Raw genomic sequence first — 16,692 nt, 5'->3', positions numbered from 1 at the left:
TTATTTTATCATGGTCGATTGGTTCCTCCTAACTTTTCAGTTTTGTTTGTATTGTCTTTGGTGCCAGTATCAATGATAATAAAGAAAAGAAAGGGGTGGAAAAAATGGAATTGCACTGCTCTGATTTCGAACATGAGGAAATGATGCCCCAACAGCATGGGCGTTCTTTCGATAATAAGGTTCCGTCTTTTTCATGGGAACATGTTCCTGAGAACACAAAAAGTTTTGCACTTGTATGTCATGACCCTGACGCTCTTTCGGGGACGTGGATTCATTGGGTTGTTTATAATATCCCTTCTGATTTACGAAGTCTTCCCAATGATTTAGGACGGGCCGTCGAAGCTGCTAATGGAGTTTGTCAGGGGCTGAATAGCTGGGGCGAGGTTGGATATGACGGGCCACAACCTCCATCTGGGTCTGGAATCCATCGTTACTTTTTTACCCTTTATGCGTTAAATACATCTTTTGATTTCAAAGGTGAGGTTCCCCTTCATGTACTGACTGAAGCTATGAAAGGACACGTTCTTTCTCAGGCAGAATACATGGGACGTTTTGGGAAATAGAGGAGTCAGGTTGCCAGCATTGGAAAAGGCTGATAAAATACCCTTTGGCGGTCTTCTCCAGGAGATTCAGCCCTGTGCGGCAAAACACCGCGAATCCTGTCAGGCCCGGAAGGGAGCAGCAGTAAGCGGAGCGTTTTGGGTGCCACAGGAAGCTGGGTCTCCTAGAGAGGACCGCCGTTATATATATTATCTGAAAGAAAGCTTACACCTCTTCGTGGTCTTCTTCCGGCTCTACGTCTTCTTTGAAGACCATCCCTGCAGGAGCAATATCTATTAATGCTTCTATCAATTTTTCAAGATTATCGAGATCAGGGTCTTTAGCTTCATGAACACAACGATTGATGTAGTTCTTTAAAATTTCGATACAAGCTTTTTGCATGGCTTTTCTTGCGGCAGAAAGTTGCAGAAGAACTTCATAACAAGGCTTTTCTTCTATGATCATTCTCTGGATGCCTCGCAATTGTCCTTCTACGCGGCGTAATCTGTTGAGCATGGCTTTCCCAGCTGGAGACATATCGTCCAGCTTTTTGATAAGGGAATTTTGTGTCATTTATAATCCTCCTCAGTAAACATTTGTTTATATAATTTATCTATTCAACAATACAGGGTATATGCAAAATCCGCAACATAGTAATTGCAAAACCTGCAAAATGTTGAAGGAGTATTGCGAAATGTGATATACTCTCCGGTGGCCCATATCACACACATAAACTGATGGGAGTAGGGGTGCCTTTGAAGCTGCGAAGGTTCTGCTTCCAGGGGATGTTTGTGGAGGGAAAAAACCATTTTATTAGGAGGGGTTTACTGTGTCAGTAGTAAGTATGAAGCAGCTTCTTGAGTGCGGTGTTCACTTTGGACATCAGACCAGACGTTGGAACCCGAAGATGAAGCCATATATCTTCACAGAGAGAAACGGCGTCTATATTATCGATTTGCAGAAAACAGTGAGAGGCCTTGAAAAAGCATATAGCTTTGTGCGGGAAATCGCGCAGAATAATGGCTCTATCCTCTTTGTTGGAACAAAACGTCAGGCTCAGGATACTATTCGTGAAGAAGCCGAGCGTAGTGGACAGTATTACATCAACCAGCGCTGGCTTGGTGGTTTAATGACGAACTTCGCTACGATTCGCAAACGCGTTAATCGTATGATCGAACTTCGTAAGATGGCAAGCGAAGAATCATGGAGCAATCTTTCCAAGAAAGAAATCGCACTTCAGAAAAAAGAATTAGCAAAACTTGAGAAGTACTTAAGTGGTATTGCTGGGATGAAAGCGCTTCCAGATGCCCTTTTCCTTATTGATCCTCGCCGAGAAGAAATAGCAATTCTCGAAGCAAAGAAACTGGGAATTCCTGTTATCGCTATTGTTGATACAAACTGCGATCCTGAAGTGGTGGATTTCCCTATCCCTGGCAATGATGATGCTATTCGTGCCATCAAATTGATTTCTGGATTAATGGCTGATGCTATGATAGAAGGGCACCAGGGTGAAGATGCTCTTGCTACTGGCGCAGTTGAAGAAGGGGTAGAAGTTTCTGAGGAAGATATTATATCTGTTCGCGAACGACTTCATGAAGTGTACGACGATACAGATGAAGTGGAAGAATAATTAAGGGAGGACGTATTGAGCATGGCAGAGATTAGTGCATCTGCGGTAAAGGAACTTAGAGAGCGTACCGGTGCAGGTATGATGGATTGTAAACATGCTCTGACTGAGACGCAGGGTGATATGGAAAAAGCTATTGACTACCTTCGTGAAAAGGGAATAGCCAAAGCTGCTAAAAAGGCTACACGTAGTGCTAAAGACGGAAGAGTCTTCTGCTATCTTCATACAAATGCAAAGATAGCTTCTATGGTAGAACTTAACTGCGAAACTGATTTTGTCGCAAAGACCGATGAATTTCAGGAGCTTGGACACGAGTTGGCAATGCAGATTGCTGCTTCTGCTCCGCTGTATGTTTCTTCTGAAGAAGTTCCAGCTGATGTTATTGAAAGAGAAAAAGAAATTTATCGTCAGCAGGCAATGGAAGAGGGGAAACCTGCAAATATAGTTGACAAAATTGCCGAGGGTAAAGTTCATAAATATTTTGAAACAACTTGCCTTCTCGATCAGGCCTACATTAGAGATGGAGATAAGAAGATAAACGATCTCATTATTGAACATATTGCCAAATTGGGCGAAAATATAAAAGTTGGACGAATCGCCCGCTTTGCTATTGGCGAATAATAAAAGTAAAAGGGGCGAGGCCAAAATAAAGACCTCGTCCTTTTTTTTGCCTTAAATTTCTTTCGGAGGCGTATAACCATGGTAAAAAGAATATTACTGAAACTTTCAGGTGAAGTACTTGCCGGTTCAAAAAGTTTTGGATTGGATTTAGAGGCAATACGTTCTATATGTGAAGAAATTGCAGATGTTGCCAGGGCTGGGGTAGAAATTGCCATGGTCGTTGGTGGTGGCAATATGCTTCGAGGAAGAGATGTTCAAACAATGGGTATAGAAAGAGCTCAAGCCGATTCTATGGGAATGCTGGCAACTATTATTAACGCGCTGGCATTACAGGATGTGCTTGAGAAGCTCGGGGTTCCTACAAGAGTTCAGACGGCTATAGAAATGCGTCAACTTGCAGAACCCTATATCAGAAGACGGGCTATACGCCATCTTGAAAAGGGAAGAATTGTGATTTTTGCGGGGGGAACTGGTTCCCCTTATTTTTCTACAGATACAGCAGCAGCTCTTCGTGCAGCCGAAGTTGGCGCAGATTGCGTGTTGAAAGCTACAAAGGTAGATGGTATATATAGTGCAGATCCAGTTAAAAACCCTGATGCGGTCCTTTTACATAAAATTACATATATGGAAGCTCTTCAAAAACAACTTGAGATCATGGACGCCGCGGCTTTTTCGCTTTGTATGGAGAACCATATCCCTATAGTGGTTCTTAATGTTTTGAAAAAGGGCAATTTGGGTGAATTTTTAATTCACGGGAAGAAAATAGGAACGATAGTATCTACGGGGGAGGAGGAGTTTTACAGTGCCTAAACAAGAGATTAAGACTATGAAAGACAAGATGGACAAGGTTATTGATCATTTGAAGGAAGAGTACATCGGTATTCGTACAGGACGGGCTCATCCAGGTTTGGTAAGTGACATTAAAATTGACTACTACGGAAGTCAGACACCTATTAAACAATTGGCCACTATTTCTGTTCCAGAAGCCCGACAGATTGTTATTGCTCCTTTTGATAAATCCGTACTTAAAGGAATTGAAAAAGCAATACAGGCTTCATCTTTGGGTATTAACCCTCAAAATGATGGAGAAAATGTTCGCCTTACATTGCCAGAGCTTACAAAAGAGCGGCGTGTAGAGTTATCTAAAGTTGTGGCTAAATATGCTGAAGAGGCAAGAATAGCTGTTCGAAACCTTCGCAGAGACAGTAATGATGTCCTTAAAAAAATGGAAAAAGATTCTACCATTAGCGAAGACGACTTGAGAAAATATACAAAGGAAGTTCAGGATATTACTGACGACTACATAAAAAAAATAGACGAGATACTTAAGTCCAAAGAAAAAGAAATAATCGAAGGCGACTAGAAAAAATATAAGCCCCCACTTTTAAAGCGGGGGCTTGTTTTTTATGTAGTTAAGTAGCGTTTTCTTAGAAGAAAATTTCCTTCAACAAAAAGACGACAAAAAGGAAAATCATCATCGGGCTGACTTGATGCTTTTTGCCTGTCATGTACTTAATGATTACAAAACTGATGACTCCAAACTCAATTCCTGCAGCGATGCTGTAGCTAAAGGGCATGGTAAAAATAGCTATGCAAGCTGGAACGAGATCTGTCCATTCTGAAAAATCTAATTGTTTTAAACTCATTGTCATAAAAATTCCAACCATAACCAGAGCTGGAGCAGTAGCACACGCTGGAACAACTGCAACGAGCGGACTGAAGAAAAGGGCAAGAAGGAAAAGTACGGCAGTTGTTAATGCAGTGAGGCCTGTTCGTCCACCTTGTTCTACGCCGCTGGCACTTTCAACGTAAGAAGTTACTGTAGATGTTCCCAAGATTGCTCCCGCAGATGTTCCAATAGCATCAGCGAGAAGCGCCTCTTTTGCTCGGGGAAGCTTGCCTTCAGAATCAAGCATTCCTGCGCGATTTGTAACTCCTACGAGTGTTCCGACAGTATCGAAAAAGTCAACAAAGAAGAAAGTGAAGACGACAATCCAGAAGTTAGGGTTCATGAATGAAGAAAAATCAAGTTGAGCAAAGATAGGAGCAAGAGAGGGGGGCATAGAGATAAGCCCCTTGGGCATGGCTGTAACACCTAAAGGGATACTGATAGCTGTAATGATGAGTATTCCCCAGAGGATAGCTCCTCGAATACGTCGAGCTTCCAAAATAACCATAATGAAAAATCCTAAAATAGCTAAAAGAGAGGTAGCACTTTTTAGATTTCCCATTCCAACAAGAACTGCGTCATTATTGACAATGATTCCAGCACTTTGAAGACCAATAAATGTGATAAAGAGGCCGATTCCAGTAGAAATACCAATTTTAAGAGAGGTGGGGATAGCGTTAACAACGCCTTCTCGTATGCGAGTCAATGTGAGAAGTATAAAAATAACGCCTTCAGTAAAAATAGCGGCTAATGCTGTTTGCCAACTGATTCCCATTCCGAGAACAACACCAAAAGCGAAAAATGCGTTAAGTCCCATTCCTACCGATAAAGCGATTGGATAGTTCGCTAAAAAAGCCATAAGAAGAGTAGCAAAAGCACTTGCTACACATGTCGCTGTCATAACTGCTCCGAAAGGCATTCCAGCCTTTTCCATAATGCTTGGATTAACAAAAATAATGTATGCCATCGTCATGAAAGTCGTTATTCCAGCTAAAATTTCTGTACGGACGTCACTACCAGCCTCCCGTACTTTAAAATATCTTTCGAGCCACGAAGCCATTTTTACATCCTCCCATTTAGATTTAAATTGATTAAAATAATTGAGAACAGAGGGAAGTATAATCCAAACTTTTATAAAATTCAACACGTTAAAGTTAAGCTGTAAGTTTGACCATACCTGCTAAAATATTAACATAAGTTTCTATGTTTATTGGGGGTGACTTTTTTGGTTTTACCGAAAGTCTATATAACGCAGCGCATTCTTGAAGAAGGCCGCCAGTTACTTGATGGCAGGGTTGATTATAGAATGTGGGAGGGGGATGGCGCTCCCGACCGTGAAACCTTGTTACGAGAGGTAGAAAACGTAGATGGTCTTTTATCGATGCTTGCTGATACTATTGATGAAACGTTGTTTAGGAAGGCGCCACGTCTTAAAGTTGTCAGTCAACATGCAGTGGGATACGACAATATTGATGTAGATGCCGCAACTCGTCATGGTGTTTTGATCTGTAATACTCCGAATGTTTTGACTGATGCAACGGCTGATTTGGCGTTTACGTTACTTTTGGCAGTAGCTCGTAGACTTGTTGAATGCGGAGGCTATTTGCGCAACGGTCAGTGGACTACGTGGTATCCAGATATGTGGTTGGGAATGGATACCGCAGGTAAGAAGTTGGGTATTATTGGTTTTGGCCAGATTGGTCAGGCAATGGCTCGACGTGCTAAGGGGTTTGGAATGTCTATTTCTTACTACAACCCTTCTGCTAAACCGCAAGCCGAGAGGAAATTGAACGCTAAGCGTGTTTCCCTTGAAGAGTTGCTTCGCACTTCTGATTACGTATCAATTCATTGCCCATTGAATGATAATACGCGAAAATTAATAGGCGAAAAAGAATTGAAAATGATGAAGTCTACAGCCATTCTTATTAACACGTCTCGTGGTCCTGTTATAGATCAGCAAGCCTTATATAAAGCATTATCGGAGAAATGGATATGGGGGGCAGGGCTTGATGTATTTGAGAAGGAACCCGTTCCTTTAAACGAGCCATTGCTCACACTTCCAAATGTAACTGTGATGCCCCATATGGGCAGCGCGACATATGATAGTAGAGGGGGAATGAGTCGTCTTGCAGCTCAAAACCTGCTTGATGCACTCGAAGGTCGCTATCCAGCCCATGTTGTGAATTCTTCTCTTTTAGATAGAGATTAACTAATATAATTATAGAAGCTAATTAAAAAGGAAGGGATCTCAAAAGAGACCCCTTCCTTAAATATTTTATAAATGATAGTGGTACTTTTTATTGAAGTTCTTCAAGAAATTCTTTGAGTCTTCGCATTCCTTCGCGAATTTCTTCTGCCGAGTTTGAGTAAGAAACGCGCATATTCCCAGGAACCATAAAGGCTCTTCCTGGTACGCCCGCAACATATTTACTCTCTAGAAGGGCAGTGCAGAAAGAACTATCATCTGTAATGATTGTATCTCCATGCTTTTTGCCGAAAGTCTTCTCTACGTTAATCCACACGTAAAAAGCACCTTCTGGTTCTTGGAACTGGATATGGGGCATTTCTTTAAGAAGATTGATGATGATATCTCTACGTTTGCTGAATTCATCGTGCATTGCTAAGACATCATTTTCTGCCTCTCGGAGTGCTCCGAGGGCTGCCCACTGAGCTACTGAGCAAGCATTTGATGTCAAATGTCCCTGGAAGGAACCCATTTTAGCAATCACATCAGTTGGGCCTAAGGCATAACCAATGCGCCATCCTGTCATGGCAAAGGCTTTACTTACGCCATTGATAATGATGGTGATATCTTTAGCTTCTGGGCAGACATTGAGAATTTGATGATGTTTAGCTTCTCCATATACAAGTCTTTCATAAATTTCGTCATAAATGATCGCTATATTATTCTCTACGGCAATTTCTGCAAGTCCTTTAAGTGTCTTTTCATCATAAATAGCGCCAGTTGGGTTGTTGGGAGTATTTATCATCATGCAGCGTGTTCGTGGAGTAATAGCTTTGCGAACCACATCAAGGTCTGGTACATAGCCAGTGTTAGACGTGTCAATAAGAACTTCTTTTCCTTCAAAGAGGCGAATTTGTTCAACATAGCTCACCCATGCAGGGGTAAAGACTAATACTTCGTCACCTGGATCAATAAGACAACCGAGAGCTTCATAAAGAAGGGGTTTTGCTCCAGCACCTACCAAAACCTGATTGCTTTCGTATGTAAGCCCGAAATGATTCTTGTAGTATTCACATGCAGCGTCTTTAAGTTCGGGGATACCAGAAGCCGGGGTGTAATGGGTTTGTCCCTTCTGCATGGCTTCCTCAGCGTATCGCAGCGCTGATGACGGGGAGGGAAAATCAGGCTCTCCTGCTCCGAAAGAAATCACAGGTTTTCCTTCACGTTTTAGTGCTTTGGCTTTAGCGACGACGGCGAGGGTAGCTGAGGGTTCCATCCTGCGTGCCCGTTGAGAAATATGCATCACATATCAACTCCTGATTTTTATAGTAGAGATATACTCTGTATAAGGTATTATAACGGTCTTATCTTAAGACAGCTAGTGCTTGTTTATTGCTCATATCATGGGGCGATGTTAGAATAAAGATGATTAGAGCAAGATTGGAGGGATGTATATGGACGTACGCTTTGTAGCACGAAATGCTATTATTGACGACGAGCTCCGAGATTATATGAGAGGAAAGGTTTCGAAACTAGATAAGTTCTTTAACCGGATCCTTGATAATCAGGTGTTGGTGAGCTTTGGTCGGGGGATGCACAACGTTGAAATAACCTCCAACGCTAATGGTGTAATAATGCGAAGTGAGGAAAGTGCGCCGGATATGCGGAAGGCCTTCGATAAGGCACTAAAGAATATCGAACGTCAGATTAAACGTCATAACGCCTATCTCAAAGACAGAGCACAGTTACGTACCCATGATGTTTCTTTTAATCTCGAAGGCTTTTCTGAAAGTGAACCATCGGTGTCTGTAGAGGAAGAAATAGTAAAAGTGAAGCGTTTTCCTCTTCGTCCCATGACCGCTAAGGAAGCTACGATGCAGATGGATCTTCTTGGACATGAGTTTTTCCTCTTTAAAAACGTAGAAACTGGAACCGTTAATGTAGTGTATAGACGTAAAAACGGAGGGTTCGGACTTCTCGAACCTATCGACTAGTGTCGTAATAGGTTTTCTGTAAAAAGTGCAGAAGGCCCCCCATTTTGGGGGCCTTTTTTTCTGTTACATGTGTTTGGAGGGGTTACTATGCACGAAATGTCTCTTGTCGAGTCGGTGATAGAATCTCTACTTCAGCTCAAAGAACAATATGGTTGGGAATGCGTAGAAAAAGTAACCCTCCATGTCGGTGCGATGCGTCAGGTTATTCCTGATGTCATGATTTTTGCCTACCAGATAGCGACAGAACATACTCCCCTAGAAGGTTCCAATATGGAAATAATCGAAGTACCAATGCATTTCCGATGTAAAAAATGTCTTAAAGAATGGGGAGAAGATCAAATGGACTTTGTCTGTCCCTTTTGTGGTGGTTTTGACGTAGATGTTTTATCTGGCATGGAGTTGGATATTGAGTCAGTGGAGGTGCAGGAGTGTCATGGCGAAAGTGTATAAAATTAAGCAATCGGTAATGGCTGCTGATGAAGAATATGCTCGTCGCATGCGTGAGGAAACTCTTCGTCGAGGGATTCTCGTTATCAATATTATAGGTTCACCTGGAGCAGGTAAAACCACTCTCCTTGAAGCTACCAAAAAGGAGGCTTCTTTTAGATTCGCTGTTATTGAAGGTGACATTGCTACGTCGAGAGATGCCGAACGCTTGGCAAAATTAGAAGTGCCAGCTATTCAGATCAATACCCACGGCGGGTGTCATCTTGAAGCGAATTTGGTTAGTGAAGCATTTAAAGAGCTTCCTCTTGATGATCTTGACGTTATTTTTATAGAGAATGTGGGAAACCTTGTTTGTCCGGCAGAGTTTGATATAGGAGAAGACATGAAAGTGGCGGTGAGCAGTCTTCCTGAGGGTGCTGACAAACCCCTTAAATATCCTCATCTTTTTTCTGAAGCAAAGGCGGTGCTTCTGACGAAGATGGATTTGGTACCCTACATTCCTTTTGATATGGACTTATATAAAAATGATTTAAAGCATCTCAATCCTAATGTGAATTATATTGAGGTGGAAGCTTTGCAGGGTAAAGGGATTGATGAGTGGGTACGTTTAATTGAATCATGGATAAAGGAGAAACGTTCTGTATGACTGTAGCTGATTCTATATTAGATAAATTAAATCCTAGACAACAGGAGGCTGTACGTTACTGTGATGGTCCCCTCTTAGTCTTAGCAGGTGCAGGAAGCGGTAAGACAAGAGTCTTAACCCATAAAATTGCTTATTTGATTGAAAAGGGATATGCGTCTCCATCTGGGATTTTAGCTGTAACGTTTACGAATAAAGCAGCTAGAGAGATGAAAGAGAGAGTCGAAGCCATTTCTGGAGAGAAGGCCTCGGCAATGCAGGTTAGCACCTTTCACTCTTTTGGCTTGCACTTCCTTTTTCGCAATAGTGACCAGTTGGAATTTATTGGTTTGAAAAGGGGTTTTGCTATTTTTGATCGCAACGATAGCCGAGCTCTTGTCAAGAAAGTGATGGAAGATCTGAAACTGGATCCTAAACAAATTGACCCAACGCATGTTCTTGATCGTATTTCGAAGGCAAAGACTGATGGTGACCCGAAAACCCTTGAGCCTGTTGGGCTTGAAGGAATAGAACATGAAGTATATAGAAAATATAATGATGAACTTCGTCAACAGAATGCGGTAGATTTTGACGACCTTCTTATTTTGCCTCTTCATCTTCTAACAGTGGATCAGGATTTGTGCAAAAAGGAACAGGCCCGTTTGGAATGGGTTCTTGTTGATGAATACCAGGATGTTAATAAACCCCAATATCTGCTCTTACGCCGTTTAATCGGAACGTCAGGCCATATTATGGTTGTGGGTGATCCTGACCAATCCATATACGGTTGGCGTGGAGCCGATATGACAATGATTCTAAATTTTGAGAAAGACTTCCCCGCTGCAAAAGTTGTTGTTCTTGACCAGAACTATAGGTCTACAGGTAATATATTAAAAGCGGCAAATTCGGTCATTCTCAGCAATGTCCGAAGAAAACAGAAGAATCTTTGGACTGCCAGAGATATGGGAGAAAAAATTTATGTGCTTCTCTCTCCTAACGAGTATAAAGAAGCGGATTTCATCGTATCAGAAATTAAAAAATTACATGATTTCCGAGGTTATAAATATGGAGACATGGCTGTTTTATATCGAATAAATGCAATGAGCCGTATTTATGAGCAAAAATGTATTGAAAAAGGAGTTCCTTATAGAGTAGTACGAGGAACAGCTTTCTATGATCGTAAAGAAATTAAAGATGTAATATCCTTTATGCGGTTGGCTGTCAATCCTCTTGATGGAGCATCACTTTCGAGAATAGCAAACGTTCCTACACGTGGCCTGGGGAAGAAAAGTTTAGAAAAGCTTTCTTCTATATTGGCCTCCTTCCCAGCGATGGAAGCAGAGCAAGTATGGTCTGTTCTTTCTTCGGGGAAAGATTTAGATTTGACAGGTAAAGCTAAAACAGGCGCTATGGAGTTAGCTACACATATGGAAAACATCTTAAGAAAATCCGGTTGTTTCCGCGATGTTCTTCTTTATATTCTTGATAGCATAGGGTATGAAGACCAATTAAAGAAAGATGACCCAGATGGTTGGGAAGAGCGAGTTGAGAATATCAGGGAATTAGGCTCGTTAATTTCTACTGGAGGAGATTTAGCTGAAGTCTTGGCTGAAGTAGCTCTTTTTACAGATTTTGAAACAACTGATATGGACGATATGGGAGCTGTTAATTTCCTTACGTTACATGCCGCGAAGGGATTGGAGTTTCCCGTAGTTTTTCTTGTCGGACTCGAAGAAGCTATTTTCCCTCATTTTAAATGTTTGGAAGATCAAGATAGTCTCGAAGAAGAACGACGCTTGTGTTATGTTGGTATGACACGGGCAGAAGAGAAATTATATATGACTGGAGCGCGAAGTCGGCGCCTTTTTGGAACCGTTTTCCGTAATGGCCTTTCCCGTTTTTTATGGGAGATTCCAGACGGGACCAAAAATGTTGATGATCGGGGCGAGGAGGAGATGTCCTATGCTAGTTTTGGGCGTGACAGGAGACGTTGGGGCTGGTAAGTCTACTGTAAGTCGAATCTGGAAAAGCCTTGGTGCAAGTATTATTGATGCAGACGTCTTGGCGCATGAAGCGTGGAAGGATTCCACTGTTTTAAGACGAGCAAGTGAGAGATGGGGAAGCCAGGTTCTTCTTTCTAACGGACAGATTAACCCCTCTGCTGTTGCATCAATTGTTTTTTCTGACTCCTCTGAATATGAATGGGTATGTTCTATGCTTCACCCTACAATTCGCATGGAAATGGAGCGACAAGTAACGTCTTTAAATGGATGGGTTGTTGCCGAAATACCGCTGCTTTTTGAAAACGGCGTTCCATGGTGGGTTGACTTTACCGTCTATGTTACTGCTCCCCTTGAGCTGCGCCTTGCAAGAAATGAAGTTCGAGGTTGGACGAAAGAGGAGATAGAACGTCGAGAGCGGTTTCTTCGCAATGCTGATGAGAAAGCGGAAGAAGCCGATTTAGTTGTGAGAAACGATGTTTCTATTCATGATCTTGAGCAAAGTCTAGGCCGATATGCTGCTATGTTTAAAAAGATGGCAGCTTTTTGTGAAGTCAGAGCGTATTCTTCCCATGAACTTGTTCTTCGTAAAGCGGCCATACGGCTAGGAGCATCAGGTCTCGTGTCAAGAATTGAAATCGAGCCTTTGACGAATGCTCTTGTGCAAGGCGGAACTCTTTCCATGGGCAAGCGGTATATGATGCGTGGCTATTCATGTGAATTTCATTGGCCTTCTCTCGAAAAAATGTTATATGAAGAAAGTATTGAAGACGCTGAATGTTACGCTCTTCGTCGGTTATCTCGACCTCTTAGAAATAATCTGGTGGAGGAAATTGTCGGGTGAAAATAATAACGAGTCATATGGGCAATGATTTTGATTCTATAGCGAGTATGGTTGCTGCGTCTAAGTTGTATCCTGATGCTGTTCTTTCTTTATCCGGATCAACCAGTAGAACTGTGCGCGACTTTTTAAGGAAATTCCCTCAACGTTGGCCCATCGTGACTCCCCGTAAAGTAAGAAAAGATGAGGTAACGCAGCTTATTGTTGTCGATACACGTTCCCGATCAAGAATTGGTCCCTTTGCCACACTTTTGGGTAGACATGACGTTTCAGTTCATGTATATGATCACCATCCTCCTTCATCAGATGATATTGATGGAGAATTAATGGTTATTGATCCTGTAGGTGCTACGACCACTCTTCTTGTAGAAATTCTTTTACAGCGTCATATTCATATAACTCCCCATGAAGCGACACTATTTGCCATGGGAATCTACGAAGATACGGGTGGTTTAACTTTCGGTGGTACAACTGTTAGAGATTTTACAGCTATATCGAATTTGAAAGAACTGGGCGCTGATTTAACGATTATCCCAGCTCATATTGAAATGAGTTTCTCAGCCTCTGAACGGAGAATATTGGATTTACTTATAGAAAATGCATGGGTTCGTTATATTAATGGAGCGCGGGTAGTTCTTTCTTATACCGCGTCTTCTGTATATGTTGATGGCCTTTCTCTTTTCGTTCACCGCTTGCGTGACTATTTCACGGCAGATATTGCATTAGCTGCTGTTCGGATGGAGAAGAGAACGTATGTTGTCGCGCGAAGCCATGAAAACATACTCGATGTATCAAAGTTTTTAGCCCATCTTGGCGGAGGAGGTCATCCTCAAGCTTCCTCTGTTACTCTACATAATGTTCGCCCTCTTTCCATTCTTGAAACGTTGGAAAAGAAATTGGAAGAATCAATCCAACCACGGCTCAAAGTTGAAGATATTATGACGAGTCCTGTTATGGCTGTTGAACCTGATTCTTCTGTAAATGATGCTTACCGAACAATGATTCGTTATGGACATTCAGCACTCCCCGTTGTTTTTGCAGGGAGGGTCCGAGGTATTATTACTCGGAAAGACCTTGATAAAGCTCAGCTTCATGGTTTCGGATTAGCCCTTGTCAAAGAATTTATGACAGAGAGTGTTATTTCCGTAGCAAAAGAAGCCTCCATTTCAGAGGCTCATCGAATTCTTGTCTTTCATAACATAGGAAGACTTCCAGTGCTTGATGGGAAAGAGTTAGTAGGTATCATTACACGTACAGATCTGGTAAGAGCGCTGTATCCAGAATCGCTCCCTCCTGAAGAGAGAAAAATCGCGCCGGAGCTTCCATGGTCTGACAATTTAGAACTTCTTTTGCAAAAGAATTTGAAACTAAGGCAATTAGAAGTGCTTACCTATCTTGGAGAAAGAGCGGAAGCTCTTGGCATGAAAGCATATATCGTTGGAGGCATAGTGAGAGACCTCATGCTCGGTAGAGAAAGCCTTGATTTAGATGTTGTTGTTGAGGGTAATGCTGTCGATTTTTTAAAAAGTCTAAAACAGGAAGATTGTCACATATCAGTTCATGAACGTTATAAGACTGGGACTCTTGTTTTTGGAGATGGTGTAAAAGTAGATGTTGCTACAGCTAGACGTGAATTTTATGAATATCCACTTGCTCCGCCAAAAGTATCAAGCGACTCATTAAAACATGATCTTTATCGACGAGACTTTACTATTAATGCTATGGCAATTTCTATCACTCCTTCAACATGGGGAACTCTTGTCGATTATTTTGGCGGTCGGCGGGATTTGAAGAAGAAGACGCTCAAGGTTTTACACAATTTAAGTTTTGTAGAAGATTCTACGCGAGTTATACGTGGTATTCGCCTTGAACAACGCTTAAATTTCCATATAGAAGATAATACGTTAAGGCTTTTAACGAGTTGTTTGCGTGGTGGTTTGTTATCTCGATTATCTGGGTATCGCCTTCGTAGTGAACTAGAGTTGACAATGCAGGAAAAAAATCCCTATCCTGCATTAAAAAGAATGTCGGAATTATCGGTATGGGATATTCTTTTCCCAGGAATACGAATTGGTAAAACGACAATGAGAACCATTCGTCGTCTTTCAGCGTTTCTGGCTAGAATCTCAAGAGATTTTCCTGATTTTAAAGGGGACGAGTGGCTTGCTTTTCTTGCAGCACTAGCAATGGAATCTGACGAAACTATACAATCATCGGTATTAGATCGTTTAAGTCTTGCTCCAAGAGAACGGGAAATCATGGTACAATCCCTCGACGGACTTGGTGCAGCTGAGCAAGATCTCGGCGGTCGAATTCCGAAAAAGAATTCAGAGATTTACCACTATTTTTATGAAGTATCTCCAGTAACAGCGTTGTTCTGGAGCGCTGCAACGGAGCGATGGAGAGTACGACGGCGAATACTTTCTTTCTTAACGAAGCTCCATAAAACAAAGAGCTACTTGACTGGCCGTGACTTAATTCAAATGGGATATCGCGGAGGGCCGCAACTTGGACAAATTTTATCTCAGTTGAGAGATCGTTGTCTTGATGAAGAGCTAACGTCTCAAGAAGAGGAGCTCGCTTGGGTGCAACGCAACTTCCCCATTAAAGGAGTGTGAGAGTAACAATGCATTTTCCGTCTCTACCTGAATTATTATTGAGTCTTCCTGCCGTATTGTGGGCGATAACATTTCACGAGTTTTGCCATGGCTATATGGCTTACATATTAGGTGATCCTACAGCTGAAAGAGCAGGACGATTGACACTTAACCCCTTAGCGCACTTAGATCCCGTTGGAGCAATAATGCTTCTGATTTTCCGTTTTGGCTGGGCCAAACCAGTTCCCATAGATTCTCGTTATTTCAAAAAACCGAGACGAGATCTCTTTCTTGTGTCTATTGCTGGAGTGGTGGGCAACTTGCTTACAGCGGCTTTGGTAGGAATACTTGTTCGTATCTTCCCTTCTTTCTTTTTGGGTAATCCGGCTCTTCGGCTTTTTATGTTTCTCATGGTTGTAATCAACGTGGGATTAGCTGTCTTTAACTTAATCCCAATTCCGCCACTTGATGGTTCAAAAGTTCTTTACTCTATTATGCCTCCTCAATGGCTGGAAAAGTACTTCTGGCTGGAACGTTACGGGTTCATCATCCTTATGCTTTTGCTGGCTCTCGGTGTAATCCAAGCCGTAATGAACCCCATTGTATTTTTCCTGATTCGCTTGATATTGTAGTGATATGCAGAGTCGAGAGAGGATGAGTGATATTGAAGATACTTTTGACAAATGACGATGGTGTATTTGCGCCGGGTCTTGTAACGTTAGCTTCCTATCTTTCCAGTAAAGGATATACATGGACGGTTGTTGCTCCTGATAGAGAGAGAAGCAGTGTTGGACATGCCATTACTTTGACTCGCCCTCTTCGTTTATCAGAAATTAGCCAGGGGGTCTATCCCTCAGGTCAGAGGGTTTATGCTTGTGATGGTACTCCGTCTGATTGTGTTGTTTTAGGAGTCGAGGAAGTATCTCCTGAGGTCAACATGGTTATATCGGGAATAAACAATGGGCCTAATGTAGGAGATGATCTCACCTATTCAGGGACTGTTTCGGCAGCTATGGAAGGCGTTATTATGGGGCGCCCCTCAATTGCTGTCTCACTGAATTGCAGCAGTCGTGACGAAGTATGCCATTATGATACGGCAGCTATCGTTATAGGAAAAATTCTAGAAGTTCTAGAGAAGGAACCGCTAGATGAAGGTGTCTTGCTTAATGTAAATGTGCCTAATCTTCCTATCCCTCTTTTAAAAGGAGTACGTGTTACACGCAAAGGCGTGCGCCTTTATGAAGGAAAAGTTACACAACTGAGAGATCCCCATGGCCGAGTTTATTTTTGGGTATCAGGTCGTCCCGAAGATCAGCTTATTGAAGGTTGTGATGTTTGGGCTTTGGCGAACGGTTATGTGTCGATTACGCCTGTACATATGGATATGACTCATTATCCGTCGGTTGAACGTTATTCGAATAATGGACTTGAAAAAATAAACTTTTAGTCACTTTAAAAAAAATAGTTGACAAAGGTTCATTGTCGTGTATAATGCTTTCAATAAATAAAAAAAGCATAGTGCGGCAATGAAAGGGAAAAGTATTCCCTC

General features: G+C 42.0%; 17 protein-coding genes and 1 other RNA gene. 15 read left to right on the top strand and 3 right to left on the bottom strand.

What is annotated here, in order from left to right; translation table 11 throughout:
* The first annotated feature begins 104 nt into the window (after positions 1–104).
* Together ACZ5GY_RS05700 and ffs are read left to right on the top strand one after the other, a co-directional pair.
* Positions 105–563 (top strand): YbhB/YbcL family Raf kinase inhibitor-like protein, encoded by a 459-nt coding sequence (locus ACZ5GY_RS05700; protein WP_213695901.1) that lies wholly within the window; start codon positions 105–107, stop codon positions 561–563.
* 63 nt (positions 564–626) lie between these two features.
* Positions 627–725: signal recognition particle sRNA small type (gene ffs, locus ACZ5GY_RS05695), an RNA gene on the top strand.
* Positions 726–765: 40 nt separating this feature from the next.
* Here ffs and ACZ5GY_RS05690 read toward each other — a convergent pair.
* Positions 766–1,113 carry a metal-sensitive transcriptional regulator gene (locus tag ACZ5GY_RS05690; protein WP_213695902.1) on the bottom strand — a complete coding sequence of 116 codons (348 nt, stop codon included), beginning with the start codon at positions 1,111–1,113 and terminating at the stop codon, positions 766–768.
* A gap of 256 nt (positions 1,114–1,369) precedes the next feature.
* On the opposite strand from ACZ5GY_RS05690, the gene rpsB reads away from it, so the two are divergent.
* From rpsB to frr, 4 genes are all read left to right on the top strand, one after another.
* A complete protein-coding gene (rpsB, locus tag ACZ5GY_RS05685) occupies positions 1,370–2,170 on the top strand; it encodes a 30S ribosomal protein S2 (RefSeq protein WP_213691456.1) in 801 nt (266 codons plus the stop codon).
* A 21-nt stretch (positions 2,171–2,191) separates the two neighbouring features.
* A complete protein-coding gene (gene tsf / locus ACZ5GY_RS05680; protein WP_213691457.1) occupies positions 2,192–2,788 on the top strand; it encodes a translation elongation factor Ts in 597 nt (198 codons plus the stop codon).
* 78 nt (positions 2,789–2,866) lie between these two features.
* Positions 2,867–3,598, top strand: a complete 732-nt coding sequence (gene pyrH, locus ACZ5GY_RS05675) for a UMP kinase (RefSeq protein WP_213691458.1) — start codon at positions 2,867–2,869, stop codon at positions 3,596–3,598.
* Positions 3,591–4,151, top strand: coding sequence for a ribosome recycling factor (frr, locus tag ACZ5GY_RS05670; RefSeq protein ID WP_213691459.1), 561 nt, complete (start codon positions 3,591–3,593; stop codon positions 4,149–4,151). The genes pyrH and frr overlap by 8 nt, the downstream gene beginning before the upstream one ends.
* A 64-nt stretch (positions 4,152–4,215) precedes the next feature.
* Here frr and ACZ5GY_RS05665 read toward each other — a convergent pair whose 3' ends face one another.
* Positions 4,216–5,517 (bottom strand): NCS2 family permease, encoded by a 1,302-nt coding sequence (locus tag ACZ5GY_RS05665; RefSeq protein WP_464112093.1) that lies wholly within the window; start codon positions 5,515–5,517, stop codon positions 4,216–4,218.
* A gap of 165 nt (positions 5,518–5,682) precedes the next feature.
* Between ACZ5GY_RS05665 and ACZ5GY_RS05660 the strand changes: the two genes are divergently transcribed.
* Positions 5,683–6,666, top strand: a complete 984-nt coding sequence (locus tag ACZ5GY_RS05660) for a 2-hydroxyacid dehydrogenase (protein ID WP_213691461.1) — start codon at positions 5,683–5,685, stop codon at positions 6,664–6,666.
* A gap of 88 nt (positions 6,667–6,754) precedes the next feature.
* Here ACZ5GY_RS05660 and ACZ5GY_RS05655 read toward each other — a convergent pair whose 3' ends face one another.
* A complete protein-coding gene (locus ACZ5GY_RS05655) occupies positions 6,755–7,945 on the bottom strand; it encodes a pyridoxal phosphate-dependent aminotransferase (RefSeq protein ID WP_464112111.1) in 1,191 nt (396 codons plus the stop codon).
* A gap of 151 nt (positions 7,946–8,096) precedes the next feature.
* Between ACZ5GY_RS05655 and hpf the strand changes: the two genes are divergently transcribed.
* From hpf to surE, 8 genes are all read left to right on the top strand, one after another.
* Entirely contained in the window at positions 8,097–8,636 is a 540-nt protein-coding gene (gene hpf / locus ACZ5GY_RS05650) for a ribosome hibernation-promoting factor, HPF/YfiA family (RefSeq protein WP_213691463.1), read from the top strand.
* 87 nt (positions 8,637–8,723) lie between these two features.
* Positions 8,724–9,086 (top strand): hydrogenase maturation nickel metallochaperone HypA/HybF, encoded by a 363-nt coding sequence (locus ACZ5GY_RS05645; protein WP_464112092.1) that lies wholly within the window; start codon positions 8,724–8,726, stop codon positions 9,084–9,086.
* Complete coding sequence (hypB, locus tag ACZ5GY_RS05640) at positions 9,070–9,729, top strand: hydrogenase nickel incorporation protein HypB (protein ID WP_464112091.1); 660 nt, start codon at positions 9,070–9,072, stop codon at positions 9,727–9,729. The genes ACZ5GY_RS05645 and hypB overlap by 17 nt, the downstream gene beginning before the upstream one ends.
* On the top strand, positions 9,726–11,708 hold the full coding sequence (locus ACZ5GY_RS05635; RefSeq protein WP_213695225.1) for an ATP-dependent helicase: 1,983 nt from the start codon (positions 9,726–9,728) through the stop codon (positions 11,706–11,708). The genes hypB and ACZ5GY_RS05635 overlap by 4 nt, the downstream gene beginning before the upstream one ends.
* Entirely contained in the window at positions 11,668–12,549 is an 882-nt protein-coding gene (coaE, locus tag ACZ5GY_RS05630; protein WP_464112090.1) for a dephospho-CoA kinase, read from the top strand. Before ACZ5GY_RS05635 ends, coaE begins: the two co-directional genes overlap by 41 nt.
* Positions 12,546–15,164 carry a CBS domain-containing protein gene (locus ACZ5GY_RS05625; protein ID WP_464112089.1) on the top strand — a complete coding sequence of 873 codons (2,619 nt, stop codon included), beginning with the start codon at positions 12,546–12,548 and terminating at the stop codon, positions 15,162–15,164. The genes coaE and ACZ5GY_RS05625 overlap by 4 nt, the downstream gene beginning before the upstream one ends.
* An 8-nt stretch (positions 15,165–15,172) precedes the next feature.
* Entirely contained in the window at positions 15,173–15,775 is a 603-nt protein-coding gene (locus ACZ5GY_RS05620) for a site-2 protease family protein (protein ID WP_213695219.1), read from the top strand.
* Positions 15,776–15,801: 26 nt separating this feature from the next.
* Positions 15,802–16,590 (top strand): 5'/3'-nucleotidase SurE, encoded by a 789-nt coding sequence (gene surE / locus ACZ5GY_RS05615; RefSeq protein ID WP_307880004.1) that lies wholly within the window; start codon positions 15,802–15,804, stop codon positions 16,588–16,590.
* Positions 16,591–16,692: the final 102 nt, after the last annotated feature.

This window comes from Aminobacterium thunnarium, from assembly GCF_055390565.1.
The sequence above is the reverse complement of the archived record's forward strand: the minus strand, read 5'-3'. Positions and strand labels throughout refer to the sequence as shown.

What these genes read in the sequence shown, in the direction of transcription:
- ACZ5GY_RS05700 (WP_213695901.1), top strand. Translation starts at nt 105, where the DNA reads ATGGAATTGCACTGCTCTGATTTCGAACATGAGGAAATGATGCCCCAA.
- ACZ5GY_RS05690 (WP_213695902.1), bottom strand. Translation starts at nt 1,113, where the DNA reads ATGACACAAAATTCCCTTATCAAAAAGCTGGACGATATGTCTCCAGCT.
- tsf (WP_213691457.1), top strand. Translation starts at nt 2,192, where the DNA reads ATGGCAGAGATTAGTGCATCTGCGGTAAAGGAACTTAGAGAGCGTACC.
- pyrH (WP_213691458.1), top strand. Translation starts at nt 2,867, where the DNA reads ATGGTAAAAAGAATATTACTGAAACTTTCAGGTGAAGTACTTGCCGGT.
- ACZ5GY_RS05665 (WP_464112093.1), bottom strand. Translation starts at nt 5,517, where the DNA reads ATGGCTTCGTGGCTCGAAAGATATTTTAAAGTACGGGAGGCTGGTAGT.
- ACZ5GY_RS05655 (WP_464112111.1), bottom strand. Translation starts at nt 7,945, where the DNA reads ATGCATATTTCTCAACGGGCACGCAGGATGGAACCCTCAGCTACCCTC.
- hpf (WP_213691463.1), top strand. Translation starts at nt 8,097, where the DNA reads ATGGACGTACGCTTTGTAGCACGAAATGCTATTATTGACGACGAGCTC.
- ACZ5GY_RS05645 (WP_464112092.1), top strand. Translation starts at nt 8,724, where the DNA reads ATGCACGAAATGTCTCTTGTCGAGTCGGTGATAGAATCTCTACTTCAG.
- hypB (WP_464112091.1), top strand. Translation starts at nt 9,070, where the DNA reads ATGGCGAAAGTGTATAAAATTAAGCAATCGGTAATGGCTGCTGATGAA.
- ACZ5GY_RS05635 (WP_213695225.1), top strand. Translation starts at nt 9,726, where the DNA reads ATGACTGTAGCTGATTCTATATTAGATAAATTAAATCCTAGACAACAG.
- coaE (WP_464112090.1), top strand. Translation starts at nt 11,668, where the DNA reads ATGCTAGTTTTGGGCGTGACAGGAGACGTTGGGGCTGGTAAGTCTACT.
- ACZ5GY_RS05620 (WP_213695219.1), top strand. Translation starts at nt 15,173, where the DNA reads ATGCATTTTCCGTCTCTACCTGAATTATTATTGAGTCTTCCTGCCGTA.